Annotated in this window: 13 protein-coding genes; 5 read left to right on the top strand and 8 right to left on the bottom strand. The window is 44.6% G+C overall.

Annotated elements, in window-relative coordinates:
- The first annotated feature begins 412 nt into the window (after positions 1-412).
- Together V202x_RS15330 and V202x_RS15325 are read left to right on the top strand one after the other, a co-directional pair.
- Positions 413-1,696 (top strand): right-handed parallel beta-helix repeat-containing protein, encoded by a 1,284-nt coding sequence (locus V202x_RS15330; protein WP_145176580.1) that lies wholly within the window; start codon positions 413-415, stop codon positions 1,694-1,696.
- 59 nt (positions 1,697-1,755) lie between these two features.
- Positions 1,756-2,856, top strand: coding sequence for an alpha/beta hydrolase family protein (locus tag V202x_RS15325; RefSeq protein ID WP_232098520.1), 1,101 nt, complete (start codon positions 1,756-1,758; stop codon positions 2,854-2,856).
- A 27-nt stretch (positions 2,857-2,883) separates the two neighbouring features.
- Here the strand turns inward: V202x_RS15325 and V202x_RS15320 are convergent, their stop codons facing one another.
- On the bottom strand, positions 2,884-4,956 hold the full coding sequence (locus V202x_RS15320; protein ID WP_197992892.1) for a serine hydrolase: 2,073 nt from the start codon (positions 4,954-4,956) through the stop codon (positions 2,884-2,886).
- Positions 4,957-5,143: 187 nt separating this feature from the next.
- Here V202x_RS15320 and V202x_RS15315 point away from each other — a divergent pair, with 187 nt between their 5' ends.
- Complete coding sequence (locus V202x_RS15315) at positions 5,144-5,971, top strand: glycerophosphodiester phosphodiesterase (RefSeq protein ID WP_197992891.1); 828 nt, start codon at positions 5,144-5,146, stop codon at positions 5,969-5,971.
- A 21-nt stretch (positions 5,972-5,992) separates the two neighbouring features.
- On the opposite strand, the gene V202x_RS15310 is transcribed toward V202x_RS15315, so the two are convergent.
- The 6 genes from V202x_RS15310 to mprF form a co-directional block, all read right to left on the bottom strand.
- On the bottom strand, positions 5,993-6,826 hold the full coding sequence (locus V202x_RS15310; RefSeq protein ID WP_145176571.1) for a hypothetical protein: 834 nt from the start codon (positions 6,824-6,826) through the stop codon (positions 5,993-5,995).
- A gap of 136 nt (positions 6,827-6,962) precedes the next feature.
- Positions 6,963-7,811, bottom strand: a complete 849-nt coding sequence (locus tag V202x_RS15305; protein ID WP_145176568.1) for a DUF6159 family protein — start codon at positions 7,809-7,811, stop codon at positions 6,963-6,965.
- A gap of 172 nt (positions 7,812-7,983) precedes the next feature.
- Positions 7,984-9,003 (bottom strand): prenyltransferase/squalene oxidase repeat-containing protein, encoded by a 1,020-nt coding sequence (locus V202x_RS15300; RefSeq protein WP_145176565.1) that lies wholly within the window; start codon positions 9,001-9,003, stop codon positions 7,984-7,986.
- Between the two features lie 136 nt (positions 9,004-9,139).
- The gene (locus V202x_RS15295; RefSeq protein WP_145176562.1) at positions 9,140-10,414 is read right to left on the bottom strand and encodes an FAD-dependent oxidoreductase; all 1,275 of its coding nucleotides are present in this window, start codon (positions 10,412-10,414) and stop codon (positions 9,140-9,142) included.
- 366 nt (positions 10,415-10,780) lie between these two features.
- Complete coding sequence (locus V202x_RS15290) at positions 10,781-12,844, bottom strand: glycogen debranching protein (protein ID WP_145176559.1); 2,064 nt, start codon at positions 12,842-12,844, stop codon at positions 10,781-10,783.
- The gene (mprF, locus tag V202x_RS15285; protein ID WP_145176556.1) at positions 12,828-15,395 is read right to left on the bottom strand and encodes a bifunctional lysylphosphatidylglycerol flippase/synthetase MprF; all 2,568 of its coding nucleotides are present in this window, start codon (positions 15,393-15,395) and stop codon (positions 12,828-12,830) included. The genes V202x_RS15290 and mprF overlap by 17 nt, the downstream gene beginning before the upstream one ends.
- A 392-nt stretch (positions 15,396-15,787) precedes the next feature.
- Here mprF and V202x_RS15280 point away from each other — a divergent pair, with 392 nt between their 5' ends.
- Positions 15,788-16,756 (top strand): YybH family protein, encoded by a 969-nt coding sequence (locus V202x_RS15280; protein WP_197992890.1) that lies wholly within the window; start codon positions 15,788-15,790, stop codon positions 16,754-16,756.
- 58 nt (positions 16,757-16,814) lie between these two features.
- Positions 16,815-18,437, top strand: a complete 1,623-nt coding sequence (locus V202x_RS27535) for a hypothetical protein (RefSeq protein ID WP_197993443.1) — start codon at positions 16,815-16,817, stop codon at positions 18,435-18,437.
- Between the two features lie 101 nt (positions 18,438-18,538).
- On the opposite strand, the gene V202x_RS15275 is transcribed toward V202x_RS27535, so the two are convergent.
- Positions 18,539-20,218, bottom strand: a complete 1,680-nt coding sequence (locus tag V202x_RS15275; RefSeq protein WP_145176551.1) for an arylsulfatase — start codon at positions 20,216-20,218, stop codon at positions 18,539-18,541.
- Between the last annotated feature and the right edge of the window lie 22 nt (positions 20,219-20,240).

Here is a 20,240-nt window from a genome sequence, read left to right as displayed (position 1 = left end):
TGCAACTTGTTGTTATTCCTTATGTTACTGGAATAGAATCAGGATGCAACTGTTGCAATGAGGGATTCTAGCAATCCCTGTCTAAAAAACAAGCCGTGTGGGGCTATGTGGGATTGATACCCCTTTATATGCATCGAATTTAGGCTTAAAACGATATAAAATTGATTTGGACGAGAACGTCTTTTCTGACACTCATTTCTTTTAAATCACCTTCACTGTCGGATCGAAATCGGTTGCCGCTTGACTCTCTAAACAGATTTGGTTGTTATAGTATCTAATTAAGTAAGAAAGTTAAATTGTTGTGTTTCAGTATCATTTTCTTCAAATTTGATTGTGAATGCTGAGGCATTCCAGTGTGCACTTAATTCCTTCAACTGCATCTGCTTCAAATTAACGAGAGGTCCTGCCTGCTATGAAACGTTCTCAAATTGCTTTTGCGTTTTCCTTCTTTTTTGTCACTCTGCTGATCAATTTCAATTTGAGCTTCATTGCTGCTGGTCAGGAAAATTCAAACTCTCCCATTAAATCAAAACTGGCTGGTTCCCGTCCTGTGATTCATGCGATCAATTATGCATCAATTCAAGAGGCCATCGATGCGATTCCTGCTGAAGGGGGAGTCGTGCAATTACCGCCTGGCAAGTTTGAGATCGAAGAACCTCTGGTCATTACTAAAGGGGATGTCCTGTTAATCGGTTCCGGCTCGGCAACACACATTCATAATAAAAATGAAGCTGGTAATGATGCGATTGCTATTCATCCGCCGCAAGATGCCAAGCTGCCGAATGGTAAGAAAGATCCGAAGCCTCGAATCTGGCGTGTGCAGTTACAAAATTTTCGACTGACGGGAAATGAAAAAAGTGGACGTGGTATCAATGCAAAATGGGTTCAGGAAATCTACATCCATGGAGTAACCTGCAGCTATCACGGTAACGATGGAATTTTTCTCGATTTCTGTTTTGAAGATCCGCGTGTTTCTGATTGTCTGATTACCTATAACAAAGCCACGGGACTAAATACTATCGGTTGTCACGATATCGTTGTATCGGCAAATCATTTTGAGGAAAACCTGGACGCACTGCGTTGTGCCGATGGTTTTAATCTATGTATGAGTGGTAATAACCTGGATGACCATTTACGCGATGGTGTGATTATTGAAAATACTTATGGCTCTATAGTCTGCGCCAACATGATTGAAGAGTGTAAGGGCAGGGCAGTGGTTTTGGATAAGGAATGTTATGGTATCACACTGTCTGCGAATGTGATTGCCCATAATGGGAGTGGAATTATACTTGACGATGCACATGGCTGTGCTGTGAGCGCGAACACATTTACTTTGCTAGCGGCAGATGCACTTAAGATAGGGCCGAAATCGGGAAGGATTACCGTGACAGGTAATAATTTCTCGAATAGTTATATTGGCAATGGAAAGGTCAAGCGTCGTACTAATGACCTGAAAGCTGCCGGGCTGATTCTAGATAAAACACGCGGTGTGACAGTTTCTGGAAATCTATTTTCTTCGGTGCGTCCTAAGGCTGTCGAAGTGATTGAACCGACGACACATGTTATCTTTGGAAATAACTTGCTGATTGATGTTGAGTCAGATCACGAAAAACTGAAGGAATCAATTATTAAAAATACATTGGTCGCACCTGCAGAGCCTGTGAAAGAGGAACAGAAACAGGCAAAAGTTAAATAGAGCTTTTCCGAGAGACTGCCTGAACTGTATTTGTTTCCTGACCGAAAGGCGAGCCCAGGATGTTGAGATTCTTTGGACTAGTGATTTGTTTTTTGGCGAGTGTATCCTGGCTCATGGCTTCGGGGCAAAAGCAGGTGGAGAGTAAAAGGACTCCTGTTTATCAAGAGCACCTTGATCTATCTTATTATCTGGATCAAAAAGGGGGAAAACAGCCGATCAAAACGTGGAACGATTGGGAAAAACGCAGGAGCCATATACTAGCGAATATGCAAACCGTTATGGGAGAATTACCTCATCCTGTGAAGCCAATCCCATTAGATATGAAAGTACTCGAAGAAAACACGATTGGTTCCACCAAACGATTCAAGATTTCCTATCATACGGATGACCCCAAACAAAGAGTGCACGCTTATTTGTTTGTTCCTCAATCCGCCACGAAACAACATCCGGTGCCGTCAGTATTGTGTCTGCATCAGACCAATTCAAAAATTGGCAAAGAAGAACCATCTGGCATTCGAGGTTTTCCCAATCTGAAATATGCACTTGAATTAGCCAAGCGTGGCTATGTCTCGCTGGCTCCCGATTATCCTTCATTTGGTGAATACTCATATGATTTCAAGGCACATCCTGAATATCGGAGCGGAACGATGAAGGCGATCTACGACAACATGCGATCGATAGACCTTTTGCAGTCGTTAGATTATGTTAATCGAGACAAGATCGGTTGCATCGGGCACTCGTTGGGTGGGCATAATACGATGTTTACGGCTGCCTTTGATGAGCGGATCAAGGCATTGGTTTCCAGTTGTGGTTTCACGCGTTTTCACAAATATTATGGAGGAAAGCTGAAAGGCTGGACCAGTGACCGTTATATGCCTTTGATTAATAGTCGATATCAGAATGATCCCGATTTGGTACCTTTTGATTTTACGGAAATCGTGGCAGGTTTTGCACCACGGGCCTTCCTGGCTTGTTCGCCGATTAGCGACAGTAACTTCGAAGTGTCTGGTGTGAGAGATGTCATTCAAATCGCAAAACCAATTTATAAGCTAGCTGGAAAAGAAGAAAACTTACAGGCGGTTTACCCTAAAGCAGGACACGACTTTCCTGTTGAAACACGTGAAACTGCCTACCAGTTTTTTGATACGCATTTGAAGTAGTTAGTGTAATCACTGATCGAACTGACTTTACTCGTCTATTGTGAATTGATCTTTTTCAGGCCAGTGTTCGATTTGATCAATCCATTCATGCATCGGACCATCAATCAGCGAGGAGAGACGCTTCTGGTCTTTGCCATTTCGTGTGTTAAATAAGATGGCCCAGTTGATCCGGTCGAGACGTCTCACCAGCAGAGTGGATGTTCCTGAAAGAGATCCCGCGTGCCAATGGTTTGCATTGCCTGCACTATCAATGGGTCTCACCATCCACCCACAAGCATAGTAGGCCGCTTTAGGATTACCATTTGCATCATAACCGGCAAGTCCAGAGGGGCGTTCAAACATTTGTGAAATGGTTGGTGCTTTCAAAATCGGACATTGATCAGTTCTGTCAAAAGCAGCAGCAAATCGTACTAAATCGGGGGCCGATGCAATCCAGGCACCGTGAGAATCCATTGCTTCCAGATACCATGCGCCATAGGGAGATGGTACCCGCTTTGGGTTGTTCTGATCAAATACGGAAGTACCAAGCGAGGGGCTATAATACTTAACTTCATTTTGCTTGCGGTGTTTCAAAAGCGTTTTTCCCATTTTCGTATTTGTTATGTGTAGTGGTGTGAACACGGCCTCTTCAACATACTGTTGATAGGGGTGCTTCGTTACGGCTTCGATGATTCGACCTAGTAAACAATAACCAAAATTTGAGTAGGCGTAACGCTCTCCGGGATTAAAATCGAGAGGCTGCTTGATCATCATTTGAATAATGTCTTCGATTTCCGCAGGAGGCGTTTTGCCAAGTTGCTTTGCGAAATAAACAGAGCGGAACATAGGGTCAAATGAAACACTTCGGTCCCAGCCAGCTGTATGATGTAATAAATGACGAACCGTAATCTCTTTCAGTCTCGAATCAACACCTTGTTTGGCGAGCTGTTTCTGATAATCTTTCAAAATGTCAAAGACTTTCGAGTCCAATGACAGTTTTTTTTGCTCGATGAGTTTCATAGTAGCAACCGCAGTAATGGGCTTTGAGATGCTGGCAATTCGGAACATGTTGTCGGGCTGCACAACCTGTTTCAGTTCCTTGTCCGCATACCCAAAACCACGGGCATAGACGAGTCGACCACGATAACTGACTGCGATGGAGGCTCCTGGAGGATGGTGTTCCAGAAGAAATTCCTTGATGGAAGTATCGAGGGAAGAGAGTTCTTTCTGATCTAATCCTGAGATCGGAATTTCGTCTGCTGTGTTCCAGGTTGGGAGGGAAAGTTCCTGGTTTGGCTCAGGCTGTTCCCAGATTGTAGTGAAATAAGGCTTGTTGTTAACGCGATATCCATCGATGTTAGCTAATTGGTATTTGTCGGCTTTCATTTTTTTTACCGTCTTATGAAAGTCAGCTAACGATAAATGGAATTGCGCAATCCAGGCAGGGTCAGTCTCTTTTAGCCAGAGCGCGTGATAAAACGGTTTCTCGTTGACTGTGAATCCACAGAGATCTGAGAGACGAAATCCGCGAGAAGCAAAATCTGACAGTACCTTGGGAAAATCAGTGATGGGAATATTGCAGGTTGCTTCCCAGGCTGTTTTTGTTTGTTTGGTCCAGATACCTGCATGCATGGGTTGGTTTTTCAGCGTGTAGCCATCCATTTTGACGGGGGCGTAACCTTGCTGTTTTAATTCTTCTAATGTTGTCTGTAGTTTTTGATCTGTTAAGGAATGCCTCAGAATGTGATCAGCTTGATATAACTTTTCCCATATTACGGCGAATCGAGATGTCCCTTTTTTTTCATAGCCACTGATGGCAACAGGTTGAAATCCCTCTGCGGCGTATTGTCTTACTTTTTCATCAAGTTTCTGTTTGGTCAAACCATGATGTGATTTTCTCTCTCTCTGGTTTCGTCGTCTGATGCTGAGGGCAGCAAAGCGATCTCCTTTTTTACCAGGGTATACGCTGGCATCTAATAGAGAGTAGCCCTGTTTGGCTGATCGTGTGATGTGGTTCTGATAATTATTTGCTGTTAAGTTCAACTGAATTTCAACCTCTTCAGCAAATAAAGAGTTTGTCATGAATGTCAGAGCCAGAAGCAGCGATGTTTTGTATTTCATGGTGTTTTCCAAAGTTGGTGTCATGATCAAGATGAACCGTTAATAAGATGATAGATGGGACTTGAGTGTGACATCAAGGATAATCTTTGATCAAGTGACCTGCTTTTTATCTTCGAGTTCTTTATTATTGTACTAGTGATTAAGAGTTTTCAAGTTCAAGACTTTCGTATGTCAGACGAGGATGTTGATGAAATTTCAAGTTTTTTTCCACACGGCAATCGCTTTTAGTTTTTTGATCACTTCTCAGATAATGATGGCTGCTGATCCTGTATTGATTGCACACCGGGGATTGTTACGGCATGCCCCTGAAAATACCTTACCGGCTTTTCGTGCCTGTCTGGATTTGAGGATTGGTTTTGAACTTGATATTCGTACAACAAAAGATGGTGAGTTAGTCATTATCCATGATGATAGCCTGGCACGAACAACGAATGGGGGAGCAAGGTCAATCCAAAATATTACATGGGCCGATGCGCAGCAACTTGATGCTGGGAGTTGGTTTGATCCTTTTTTTTCTGAGACACGGATTCCCTCATTGGAACAAACACTTCAATTGATCAAAGCTAGAAAAAAAGATAGTACGATCATCGCTCTTAATATCAAGCAGGTGAATTTCAAAGGGGAAAAGAAGCTCGTTGATTTGATTGAAAAATATGCTCTATTTGATGATTGTTTTGCCTTCGACCAAAGTGCAGCAATGAGCAAGCGTCTGAAGCAGTTGAATCCTGGTCTTCGGATTGGTCAGAACGTGAACCGAAAGAGTATCGATGCTCGTTTACAGGAGAATTTGCTGGATGTTTTTCTGCTTACTTATATTCCTGAAAAAGCGGAAGTGGATCATCTCAGAAAACAGGGAAAACAGATTCTTTTTAATTTTGCAGGGTCTGGTGAGGCGCGTCAGAACCCTGTTGTTTGGAATCAAGTACGAACTGCTGGAATCGATGGGATGTTGACGGACTATCCTTTGGAGTGTCGTCAGGTTTGGAGAGACGTTGATCAGGATGCGGAAAAATAACAGAATGCATTCAAATAATTGTCATTTCTGATTAGGTAGTATCTCAATATTTTTTATCCCTGTTGCTTTGAATCTCCAGGGAACGGAATCTCGGTTTTTGTAAACGTCCTTGTCTCTCGGAATGGCATGGAGTCCACTTAAGGCGTATGAGAGATCCGCATTGAAGGATCGGATCCGTTGATTTCCATACATGCCTCCTTCAAACAGAAATTCGACATAACCGATGAAAGGGAGATGTTTCGAGAAGAAGTCAGGTTGCTGCTTCAAAATCCAGTCGACCGCTGCTTCCTCATCACTTTTCCAGGGAACATCCTGTTTCGAATATTCGGAAAGTAAAAGTCCATATGGATGTCTCGCACGATTAGGGACAGTCAGTCTGCCAGAGAAGTGCCTTCCTGATTTTTTCGGAGGATTTTGACCAAGATCGGTAGACTGTAATTCCTGCCAGGTCGACCAGTGTTTCATGTCGGGAGAATACCGCGCAAAAACCCGTCCTGCGTAAGGAGTCGATTTTTGACCATTGGGCAAAATGAATTCTTTAGGTTTTGGATCAATGGTGACTTGCAGAGAGATCGAAGTCGCAGTTCTCCACGACAAGCCAACGGCCAGTGGTTTCGTTTGAATCCATCCATCTACGGAAGCATTGGCTGGTCCGTCCCATCCGAGTCCTTCATCGGTTATCGATAATTTATTGGCAGGAGACCAACTGGCTTTAGCCGAGGCGTCTTTAGGATTCGTAAAGTCGATTTTAAGTGACTTAAACTCAACAATGACTGCCGCATGAGAGACAGAGGTCGCCAGCAGAGTACAGACAATAAGCAAACAAACAGTTGTGGAAGTCGTAAGTCTGGGCATGATTTCTGATAGCCTCTCTAATATGAAACAAATAACAAGACTGTTTCATATTAGAGATTAATACTCCTGAAAAAGTTCCTAAAATCTCTTCGATTCGCTCTCCTGTCAAAAAATGTGACTGGGATATCAGGCCTCTCTACTTGTGTGCAAAGGCATGGGCGATCAGTGACTGATCAAATTGTTGTGGGACTTCATCTTCTGCGGCAAACATATAAAGTGCTGCGATGAGAATAGAATGAATGGCTGATGAAACGAGCGAGATTAACAAGATTAATATCAGTCCGATGACCATGAAGATGCTTCCCATGACGACATTTCCTGACGCAATGACAAAGCCACCAGAAACTATAAGCAAGATGACTGGAATCATCACGAGAAAGACAATCATGCCGATCCCAAAATTGGCAACGAGAGACTCTCCCCAAGTTTCACGAAGAATCCCGACGGAACGTTTCATGGCTTCAAAGGGATTTTTCTTTTCCACAACCAGAACAGGGATAACGAAGTAGGTCGTAATTGACCAGGCCATGCCGAGCAGGCCAGCAACAAACTGTCCCATTTTTTCGGAGCGGGATTCGATCATTTTTAAGATGAACCCTACTGTGGCACTCACCAGTGCCCATCCTGCAATTTGTGGCAGTCGATTCATCGCAGCTCGGAATCCGTCGCCAACGGTTGGATTTCCTCCTTTCAGTCGAATAATCGCACATGCCATCAAACCTGAATTAAAAAAGATGATGACGAAGTAATTCACGAAATAAAATGCAAAGAGAATCGCATACGCGATCGGATCATGGGGGACCTGCTGATCATTCATGATCACATTGATATATTTACTGTTCCAGAGAGGTGCCGCAAAACTACCAAGTACCAACAAACAGGAAAAGCCACTCATGAGTGGGAATAGAAGTAGCTCTTTATCCAGCATCAAAACACGATAGCTTTGTTTCGTTAATTCCCATCCATTGGCGATACGAGTAAACATAATCTGCGATCTTTCTGAGATTCATATTTCATTAATGTAACAGGCTGCGTCTGTGTCATGGGCTGGCCCATCTGTTTCAGGTTGTTGACGTTTTATAACAGAAAGGAACGAAATTGCGAAATCAATTTTTATTCTCATCCAAATTTCATTGATATGGTATGAGAGTTCAACGTTATGATTTCGTTTCCGGGAGCATCAGTAATAGAGCAACTGTTGCCCAACTACCGGCAGTAACTGAAATAAATTGATCTTTGTTATGCGGGTAACCGGTCTCGAAATAAGTTTGAAAAGGTTTTGCCCGGCTGATGATATGCCAGGAACCATCTGGGAGCTGAGAGTCTAGGAGATATGCAATCCCTCGTATAATTACGGAATCATCTGTTGGAACTTGTCCGGAACGCAATAGTGCGACGAGTACGGTTCCGGTGGCATACGCGTCACTGTTCATACTGGGGAGTTGCGACCATCCTCCGTCTTCGTTTTGCAATTGAATCAATTCTCTGATCGAGGTCTTGACGATTGATTCTTCTACGTCCAGATAGAGATAGGATCGCAGTTGAAACACCCGTTCTTCTGTTGAATCTGGTTTTAACTTGAGCAGCCATTGTTGTGCCTGTTTGATGCGTGTTTCAATGAGAGGAGACTGATCTTCAGTGCCATAAGTTTTCAGTGCACGAATCACAAAATAATTCGTATTGGTATCACTGGACATGGAAGGGGGGCGGGTGGAATTTCGAATCCAGTGCACTTTGTCTTTGTTTCGCTCTAATAGATAGCTTGTGACAGCTGAAGTGATTGTATTTGGTTTATAATCTGACAGTTCGAGCGCCCAAAGGGCATAACTAGCAGTATCGGGACCGCCACCTTGTCCTTTCCCGGAATGATAGTTTTTCAATCCTCGTTTGAGGTGAGCGACTGTATGATCAACCTGCAACTGAAAGTTGGCTTCGTCAATGGTAAAGCCGCGTTTCTTTGCTTCAGCTAGCACTAGCACTGCCATTGCCTGATTATGACAGGTAAAGCATTTTCGCTCGCGCGCAGAGCCAGCAGATGCCTTTTCAATAAGAGGAATCGATTTCTGTATTGCAGTTTTGATTGCTGAGGGACTGACTGTTTTGTCTCCCGCCAGGAGTGAGGGAGATAAGTTACATATCAGAGAAAACAGTAATGTGACGATTAAGCTTCTGCCCATCTTGACCTCGTCGTGTTATTGATTTCGAGTCTGGATCTTGATCTGGGAATACCAAAACCGTTTTCATTTTAACCATTCGGTAGATTGAGAAGCCAGTTTCTTATCCAGTATTTAATCTGAATCAAATTGACTTTTGTTAAGTCGTTGTGGCTGTTTCCTTAGGAGCCCGCTCTGGAGTCTGGATATGTTCGGGCAGGAAGCCGAGGCCAATGATTTTGCCTGCTTTTTGTCTGAGAAGAGGAGCGAACAAACCTGCTACTTTTCGAAACCCCCAGGAAATTGAGACCGGTCTACCGGCTGGTGTCTGTTTACCAAAGAGCCGTTGGTGAGCGAAAACCTGCATTCGTTGCGTTTTGAGTGCTGGTGCCTCACGCCGGAGTTGCACCTGTTTCAGGTCATCGAGTGTGACATTACCTTTATAGAGCTTGTCGGCAAGCAAGTTTGCAGTAGCGACTGCATCTTGTACTGCCAGATTTACACCGACTCCACCAACGGGAGACATCGCGTGTGCTGCGTCTCCTATAAACAGCAATCCTGGTTGCGCCCAATTGGTAATATGGTTTAATTGAACACTCAGCAGTCGCACCTGATTCCAGTCAACAATCTCTGCGATTCCCTCCGCCAGATGCGGAAGCATGTCAGTAACCTTGTTTCGAAATTCTTCAAGTCCTTCCTGTTTCAGTTCATCGAAATAACCTTTGTGAATGATCATTCCCGTTTGAAAGTAGTCTCCACGATCAATCGTGACCAGCATTCGACCATTTTTGATACGTCCCAGCGTATGATCGATTGAGTCACCTGATTTTTTGATTCGAAACCAGAGCACATCGATGGGAATTCCCTTTTCAACAATTTTCACTCCCGCGTCGATGCGCATTTGAGAACCTCGTCCATCGGCGCCCACAATGAGGTTGGCATGGATTTCATATTCTCCATTAACACCATTTACCTTCACTCCTGTAATCTGATCACCTTGACGAATCAGGTCTGTTGCCTGAGCTTGCATGTGAACTTGAAAGTTGGGATATTTGCTGGCATGTTCGGCGATGAGATTGAGAAAATCCCATTGCGGAGCAAATGTGATAAATTTGCATTTGGTGGGCAGATGAGTAAAGTAAGGCCCTTCAATTTGCTTACCTTCGAGATTAAGTGCGAGTGAATCAAAGTGCTTATCCGCAATTTGGAGAAATTCCTCAAGAATGCCCAATTCATGCATTAACTCTAGAGTCGAGGGATGAATCGTGTCACCGCGGAAATCGCGTAAGAAATCTTGATGCTTCTCTAACACAATCACTTCAACGCCGGCTCGTCCCAGCAGATAACCCAAGAAGAGGCCGGCAGGACCACCGCCGACAACACAGCAGCGAGTTGTTAGCTTGTCTCCAGCTTGCGGCGGATGAAATTCACTCACGGCCCGTTACCTCCTGTAAAGCTGACGTTTTGAACTCAGTTTCAGAGACGATACAAAAGTGTAGGTGATACAGGATGAGCACACAAGATGAATTTACGTTACTGCTTTTGATAATCGTCTCTCGATGTATGAATTGAAAAAAATGAATTGAGGTTCAACCAAACGACTCTATTCTTTTTCGTTCGAATCAGTTTGATTTTTCTTTGATTCCGAATCCTCACTCGTTTTACGTTTAATAAGACGACGGGACAATATGACGATGACAAACAGAATCATCAAACTTCCGACGATTTCGGTGGTACCATCCATTTGTATTTCTCACAGTTCTGGAAAAGTCGTTTCGATGTTAAAAATGCTAAAATGATATTATTGTGGATTTCGAATCAGCACCACTACCGAACGCCCCTGGACATTGTATTGGGCCGTCGAAAGGGGCTTGGCTTCTTCAAGTTCGAGAATGTCTTGCGGGTTGGGAAGCGATGTATCGACGATGCGTTTCCAATCACTGGGTGTTCCTTCATGAATTCCGAATGCGCCGGGTGTGGGTGCGGCGTTAATCATAACATAAATATCATTGTCCTTTTCTTCCGCTCCCTGTAGGCAAAACGCCAGGGCCTTTGAAGCGGTTGAGAGGTCAACATCGCGAGCCTTTCCATACCAGTGTATATCTTCGCGCCAGAAATGAGAACGACACAATGATGAATGTGATTTGCGAAACGCAATGATTCGCTTCACAAAACGGAATATATCGCGATGGGTATCCAGTCGGCTCCAGTCAAGCCAGCTTGTTTCGTTGTCTTGATTATAAGGGTTATTATTGCCTCCCTGGGTTTGTAGAAATTCATCTCCCATACGAAACATGGGAGATCCATTTGAAATCATCAGCAGACAGAAGAAGTTTTTGACTTGTTGTTTTCTTAACGTCATGACCTCTGGTGAGACGTCAGCTTCTCCTTCACAGCCACAATTCCAACTATAGTCGTGAGTGCCGTCAGTATTATGATGGCCGTTTGCCCAATTTCGTTTTTCATTATAGGAGACCATATCATACAGTGAAAAACCATCGTGTGATGTAATATAATTCACGCTTTGATAAGGCCTGAGTGCATGCATGCAGTCATCGGGAAATAAATCGGAACTACCATAAAGGCGTGTCATTAAATCGGCAACGTGTCCTTCATCGCCACGCACAAATTGTTGCAGTGTGTCGCGATAGGCGGCATTCCATTGCATCCAGCGATGGCCAGGGAATCGGGATCCAAGTTGAAATCCTCCTCCCGCATCCCACGGCTCTGCAATAAACCTGCGGTCTGCTAAAGATGTATCCGAACCAATCTGTCCGAGTGTGGAGGGATTGGTTTCTTCAATACTACCATCAGTTTTTCTGGTCAGGATACTGGCTAAGTCAAAGCGAAAGCCGTCGACATGCATCTCTTTTGCCCAGAAATGCAGGCTGTCAACAATCAGTTTTCTGACAGCGCGATTCGAGGTATGTAGTGTATTACCCGCACCAGAGTAGTTGGCGAACGGAGATTCTGGTTGGCCTGTAAGTGAATAATAGGTTGTATTATCAATGCCTTTGAAGCAATAAGTGGGGCCAGATTCATTTCCTTCACCGGTGTGATTATAAACGACGTCAAGAATGACTTCGATTCCTGCACTATGGAGTGCTTTCACCATTTCACAAAATTCGATGTGTCGTTCACAAGTCTCTTCAGACATGCAAAAACCATCGTGAGCGGCAAAGAAACCGAGCGGCATGTACCCCCAATAATTTCCGTCTTGTGTGTCAAATTGAAAAACCGGCATCAACTCAACGGCTGTGATCCCCAGCTCTTTGAGATACGGGATTTTTTCGATCACACCTGCAAATGTTCCTTGTGCGTCTTCTGAAACTCCGGAATTATCTCGATTTGTAAAACCTCGTACATGCATTTCATAGATAATGAGGTCTGACGTATGATGAATCGGTTCATCATTTTCCCAGTTGAAAACACATTCGATAGACTGTAACACTGAGAGCGGTGCACGTCCCATATTAGGTCCCGGTCTACTGGCGATTTCTCGATCAAAATCAGGAGGGAAGAAAATATTTCGCGAATAAGGATCAAACAATAATTTTTCCGGATCGAAGGCATGCCGTTCAAAAGGTGCTTCTGGTGGAGGCCCGTCGATTTGATAGGCATAATATTTAGCATGCTCGATCTCAACAGCGGAGATACGGCAATGCCAGATTTCTGCGGTCTTGTTGCGGTGCGGCTCAAACTGAAATACAAAAACCGGTTCGTTCAGATTTTCCTCTGTGAAGAATAATAGGGAAACGTGCTCAGCGTGTTTTGAATAGATTGCAAAATTAAACGCATTTTCTGAAGGAATCCAAGTCTCTCCCAGATGGACGGGAGACCCTTCGATTTTATCCCAGTGATCCATGGCTTGTTGTCCGTTTTGAATTCGAGTTTGGCTTTCCAATCAGAGTAACAACGTCAGTCAAAATTTGAGGAAGTGCGAGTCCGCCAGGAGATGCCAGATACTTGGGAGTCCAGACCGGATCAAATTTTTCTTTATAGTTTCGTAATCCTTCAAAGTTGTAGAAATGATCTCCATGGCGAAAAATCAGATCAGCCGTGCGATTCCAGATCGGTGCTAATGGTCGATTTTGAATCCCCGATAATGGTGCCATTCCGAAATTAAACCAGGCATATCCTTGTTGTCTGCCCCATAACATCAATTCAATAAACAGGTATTCCATGACACTCGGAGGTGCATCGGGCAGATATCTCATCAGATCCACTGAAAGCTCTTCTTTGTTGGCGCCTTCCATAACATTGGCGAACGCGATGATTTTACCATGTTGCCTGATAATGGCGATGGGAAAATGATTCAGATAGGTTTCATCAAAAGATCCTAGTGAAAAGGATTTTTCAGTGACATTTTTTTCTTTCAACCAGGCATCAGAAACTAATTTCAGCTCAGGAAGCAGAACTGGAACCTTATCGACAGGAATGATCGAGAATTGACATTGTTCTTGTTCACAATGATTGACTGTTTTGCGAAACTTTCTGTGCCTGGTTCCTGAGAGTTCAAACGATTCCAAAGAAACACGGGCTTCCTCTCCCAGTTTGAGTGTCGTCAGCCCTTGATCAAGATAGATCGAAAGGTTTTCTGCTGACACTTGATAAAAGATGGGCCAGCCATCGAAGCGGTCCACCATTTCGCGAAACTGCCATACTAGCTCCACCTGTTCCGTCTTCGGGCCAACGGGTTCACCCAGTGAAACCCAGGAACGTTTTTGCACTACATACATAATGAACGCTGTATGTTGATCATTAACCAATAGGGATTTATCTCCCATAAATGCCAGGTAGGCAGACGTTTTTGTTGATGATTTCACAATTTGTGTGACAATGCTCAGTTCGTTTTCAGAAGGGGGTAGAGACCGTGGTCTATGGGCGGCAATTAGTTTGGACAGCGCAAATAACAGTAAGAAAATGACGGCACCAATGCTGCCGCGCATAAAACGGGAAGCGTTTCCTTTAAACGTAAACATCCACCATAGTTCGTTTGAGTACTCAATATGCTTATAGGCAAACATGCCGATCCAGATTGAGCAGGCCATGATTACGAGAATCGTACAAATCCAGCTAAGTTGGAATCGTTCGTGGATCAGTGCTCCCTTGCGATAAAACTGCTTACGACTCGCTAGCAAAGCCAACAGAATCACTGCCAGGAGTGTCGCTTCCTCGTAATCAAATCCCTTTAATAACGAAACAATGATTCCCACGCCTAATAAAAGCGTGATGAGCCACCAGGCAGAATCGAGTCTGCGTTGAAGACCTCGGGAAAGAACAAGCAAAGCGGCACCTGTCAGACTGCCAATAAAGTGAGAGACCTCAATCAATGGTAAGGGTATGGTATGGTGTAAAGGTCCAATCCGCGCAGTGACAGTGGGAGTTGCTCCTGAGAAAAGGAGAATGGCGCCTGCCAGTAGAGTTGACCAGGAGAGAACCATTGGGGCGATGGAAACCGACCAGCGATTGACCTCTTTGACGAACCGTGTTGCCAGCCCACGGTTGAGGGAAAGCTCATGCAGTGCTAACAGAATAAGTGCTCCAAACAGAGGGAGCAGATAATAGATGACACGAAAAACTAACAAACCAGCTAAAATCGTAGCCGATGATTGTGAGGCTACGAGAGTGAGGATCACTAATTCGAATACACCCACACCACCGGGAACATGTGAGAGCACAACTGTGACCGTTGCCATCAGAAAGATTCCCAGGAATTCGACGTAACCCACTGATAAGTCGGGTGCTAAAATCGTATAGAGGATCATGCCTACGAGTACAAGGTCTGCAGCGGAAACAGTCAGCTGTAGAATTGTCATTCCCGTTTTGGGTAATTGTATTTTGATCCCTTTGATCACGATTGGTGATTTACGGATTAATGTAAGAGAGGTGTAGCAGACAGCAGTCGCCAGAAGTATGTAGCCCAGAGGTTGGACATTACTGAAGGGAAGATGTAGTGAATCGGGAATCGGGAACGGTTGTGCGATAAATACAACACCAGCCAGAGCAAATACGCCGACCCAATACGTGGTCCCTAGCATGATTATGAGTTGCAGGATCTCGACAGCCGATAGCCCCCAGGCCGAATAGAGCCGGTAGCGCACTGAGGTTCCGCCGAGTAACGCACCAAAGTTATAACTGGTGGCAAAACCGGTAAACGAGGCGAGAGAAATCTTGTTGAATGGGAGGGGATGTTGAATGGCTCGAATTGCCAAATAGTCATATCCGATGAGAATCAGATAATTAAAAACAGTTAACCCGGCCGCGGCCCAGAGACGCCAGGTCGGGATGTGTAAGACGGCAGCACGAATCTCGTGAATGTTGTAGTGCTTCAATTCCTTTGAGAGTAACCAGATTGCTCCCATAAAAATCGCAATCACGAATAGGGGAGCTAGTTTTTTGAGGTAATGAAGCATGAACGGTTCTTAAAGATAAAAGGCACGTGATACCGTAAAATTGAATAAGGAGATTGACGTATCAATTTCTGTGCATTTATTGAAAATCAAAAAATGTACGAACGAGAGATCTCGTTCATGTTAAATTCTTTGTATTTGAAAGAGTTTCCATCAAAAACGAAATAAGAGTAATGTAAAAATATTTATCTAAATTCTTTTTTTTGTGTAGTTGTTCGGTAAAGATTCCGTTAAGGAAGACGGCACATGAATTTTCTGAAAGAGATCATAAATAATGCGTGCAATATTGAATAGCCGCGAATAGAATGAAACTTAACGACAGTTGGTACTTAAAGTGCCGTTTATCTCTCTCACATAAAAATCTAATTTCTACACCATTTCTGAAAGACATCAGAATGAAGATCCCCAAAGACAAAACTCCTTTTTGTTTTACAATTCCATTTTTCACGCTGCTGTTTATTTTTAACAGTTCTAACTTGTTTGCTCAGTTTCAAAGGTCTCCTTTAGCAGAGAATTTGGGAGTGACATCACCCCCCTCTCAACCTACTCCACAAACAACAGATCTTAAACGAGCCATTCAAAATTTATCCACAGCCTTTAAAAATGCATTCGACCAGGGAAATGCCAAGGCTGTTGCCAGCTTTTGGTCTCCTGAGGGTGAATATATTGATGCTAATGGATTGCGACTGGTAGGACGTCCTGCGATTGAAAAAGCATATGAGACCTACTTTAAACAAAATAAGAATGCAAAAATTCAGATCGCCGTTGATTCCGTTCGTCAGATTGGTAACAACCTGGCAATTGAAGAAGGACGTACGGCTGTTACGGTTCCGAATTCTGCTCCGGATTTAAGCCAGTATACGGCAACGTATGTCAAAAGTGATGGAAAATGGAAAATGGTCAGCGTGAAAGAGTCCAGTATGACCGTTTCTTCTGCACATTCGGGGCTAAAAGATTTGGAATGGATTATAGGTACCTGGGTCGTTGAAGACCAGCGGCTTGCACTGGCAACGACGTACCAATGGTTACCAGGTAAAAAATTTGTTGAACGGACTTTTTCCGCAAACGTAAAAGGTTCCTCAAAACCCATTGGAAAACAGATTATTGGAATGGACCCTCTCAGTGGCCATCTAATGTCTTGGACATTTAATTCTGATGGGAGTCATGCCGTTGGAATTTGGACCGCTATCGATAATGGTTGGGTAATTGAATCGCGGGGTGTTACCAGTAACGGAAAGATTACAACTGCTGATAACATTCTAACAAAAATAGATAACAATGGCTGCCGCTGGCAATCGGTCAATCGGACTGTGAATGGAGTCGAAATGCCGGATGCACTTGAGGTGGTTTCAAAACGAAAATAACGATCTGAATTAACTTACAAATATCGTTTGTAAAAAATTAAATATAGGAACAAGTATTATGAGACTTTTCATCAGCTTCCTTGCAATTACGGCAGTCTTCTTCTTCTCGCAGGAACAATCTATTACCTGGGCGAGAGGCTTTGGGGGAGGCGGTTTTCACGGAGGTGGAGGCTTTGGCGGCGGTGGGTTCCGCGGTGGCGGTGGTTTTAGTGGCGGTGGCTTCGGTGGTTATGGTGGAGGTGGCTTTCGACCTTCTGTAGGCGGTTATGGTGGTGGCTTTAATAGTGGGCGATTCGCAAATTATGGAAGTCGCTTTGATCAGCCCAGTCGGTTCAATGACAACACCGGGTTTAATCAAAATTTTATGAATCAAGCCAGATCATTTGAGCAATCCCGAGGAGATGGTTTCAATCGATTAAATAATGGTAATTTTAACAGAGGAGATTTTAATCGGCTTGGTGGGAATGGTGTGATTAGTCCTCGTACAGATGGCCATCTTGATGTCGGTAACATGAATTTCAATCAAAGACCAACTCGCCAGGGCCTGGATAACTTTCTCGGACTGCCCTCGGATGCAGGTCATCATACCGTAACAAATTTTCATCCTTACGTTCAGGACTTTACTGGACGTAACACCGTGAATCGATCAATTGATTCTGGTTCTGCCTCCGGAAAAGTTATTCATGGGCCTGGTGGCGGAATTGCAGCCGGTGGTAGTTACACGGGACCACGCGGAAATACGATTTCAGGTGGAGGCGCCATCGGACCAGATGGAGGTCATGCCGCTGGTGTCAAAGTTGATGGTAAAGGTGGCGGCAAGGGAGGTGCCGGGCGCATCGTTGGTCCAGGTGGTGCTTCTGCCGCTGGTGGACGCATTGTTGGTCCTAATGGAGGACGTGCCGCCGGTGGTGTGGTACACGGACGCGGTGGCGGAACAACGGCTGGTGGATTTATTCGGGGACCCAATGGTGGGTTTGCTGCCGGGTTTGTGCATGTACCACCTTCCACTCGTTATTACCATGCCGTTGTGATTCGAGGTGGTTTTTATGGTTACGGGATGTATTATCCTGGCTGGTATGCAGCCAATCCGGGAGTCTGGTATGCCTCCACTTGGCCTCCCGGGTATGCCTGGACCGTCTCAACCTGGGATGCCATTCTGGCCTGGTTAGCTTGGGAGAATATGCAGGCACTTTATTATGACTATGGAAATAACGTGCTCTATCGTGATGGCAACGTGTATGTGAATAACAAAGATGTCGGTACTTCAGAGCAATATACCCAGCAGGCCAGTCAGTTGGCAGCGACCGGTGCAGACGCTGATGCTACCGAACAGGAGAAATGGATGCCGTTGGGTGTGTTTGCACTTTCTCAGAGTGGTCAAACCAAATCTGATTCTGTAGTGGAACTGGCTGTAAACAAGCAGGGTATTATCAGAGGGAACTTTACCAACGAAAAAACGAAAAAAACACAACAGGTTCAGGGTTCCGTTGATAAGAAAACTCAACGTGTTGCCTGGACTGTAGGAAATGATAAAAATACGATCTATGATACGGGGGTTTATAATCTGACCAAAGAGGAAGCACCGTTGCTGGTTCATATTGGCAAAGATGAAACGCAACAATGGCTGATGGTCAGGCTTGATCAGAAAGATAAAGGGAAAAAGCCGACTGTTAGTGAATAGCTTCGCCCAATTCACTCACAGAACACTCTTGTTTTGAATCACGAAATAACAGAGTTGGACTTCACTGACCAACTCTGTTTTTTTTCGCTTATGCAAATGGTTTACTTTGCTAATGGAGCCAGATAATCAATTCGATAATCTTTGGGGAAGGGGAGTACAAAGTTTTCTTTCGCCCAGACATTCCACTTTTGCGCCATTTGCTTTGTGAGATCAGGATATTGTTGAGCTAAGTTGTTTAATTCAGTACGGTCTTGAGAAATATCATAGAGTTCCCAGGGTTCTCCACGTAGGGCAGAGAGTTTCCAGCGTCCTTCACGAAGGGCTCGATTCCCTTGATGCTCAAAGTAAAGTGTACGTGCTGTTTGTTTCTGTCCCTTGACCAGCGGCATCAAACTTTGTCCCGGCAGTGGCAGCGTGGCGTGACCATCCCACTGAGAGGGATAGCTGACCTGTGCAGCCTCTAACAGGGTGGGAGCAATATCAATGATGTGGGCTGGATTTGATCTGATCGTTCCCGTCTGTTGTACTTGGGCGGGCCAATGTACGATACCCGGCGAGGCGATGCCTCCTTCATGGTTGTAATGTTTGTAGAGACGCCATGGTGTATTAGAGGCATTTGCCCAACCTGACCCTACGCTATGGTGGGTGTCCGGGCCTCCCATTTTGTCGAGTTGGTTTCCCCAATAGAGTGTGTTATTGCGGCTGGACTTGATGTCAAATCCATGAGGGTCCCATTCAGCACAGGCACCATTGTCAGAAGTGAAAATAATCAGAGTATTTTCAAGTTCGTTATTTTGACGCAGGCTGGTTAAGACACGACCAATGTTTCGATCCATACGGTCAACCATCGCAGCAAAAATGGCCATACGACGCGCTAAGTCACCACGACGGTCAGTGGGTAATGAATCCCAGGCCGGATTGACGCGCGATTCTGACTCGCCCCAATCCCAATAGCGTGATCGTGGAGACAGTTTTGTATTCTGTGGGACAATACCCAGAGATTTCATACGAGCAAGCCGTTGTTTGCGCACTTGATCCCAGCCGATATGATAGCGATCTGCATATTTAAGAATGTCCTCCTTTGGAGCATGTAACGGGAAGTGCGGCGCATTATAGGCCAGATATAAAAACCAAGGTTGATCGGGAGTTCGTCTGCCCATATGCATGAAGTCAATTGCATAATCAGTCACGGCATCGGTACCGTAAAATTCACCTTTAGGATAGGTATGCGTTGCTCGTGATGCAGGGAGCCGTGTGAAATGATTGACGTCCCAAAATGTTTTGGCACTGACAAGCGTGCCATAAAATTCTTCAAAACCGAGTTTCGTTGGATCTTCCGTTCCTAAGTGCCATTTACCTGAGAGAAATGTACGATAACCTCCACGTTGCAGAATTTGTGCGATGGTAATGGCTTCATCAGCGATGTGTCCCTGATAGCCTCGCTGATTGAGATTTCTCGTCATATGTCCCAACCCGATGCGGTGCGGGTATTGGCCTGTCATCAGCGAACCACGTGACGGGCAGCAACGCCCTGTGTTATAAAATTGAGTTAATCGAACTCCTTTGGCCGCTAAGGAATCTAAATGAGGAGTTTCAATTTCACCGCCGAAGCAGCCCAAATCACTATAACCCAAATCGTCGGCGACGATTAGAAGAATATTGGGACGTTGTTGTTCGTTCTCAGCGCTCCAGACTTGTCTAGAACAACAGATATCGGTCAGGAATACGGCAACAAAAGCAATGAGTCCCAACTTCAAGTAAGACAGTGCGGAAGAATTCATGGTGATTTTTCTTTCTCATTTT

This window comes from Gimesia aquarii, assembly GCF_007748175.1.
Classification (GTDB): domain Bacteria; phylum Planctomycetota; class Planctomycetia; order Planctomycetales; family Planctomycetaceae; genus Gimesia; species Gimesia aquarii_A.
Note: the sequence above shows the minus strand (reverse complement) of the source record. Positions and strands in the feature narration are given on the sequence as shown.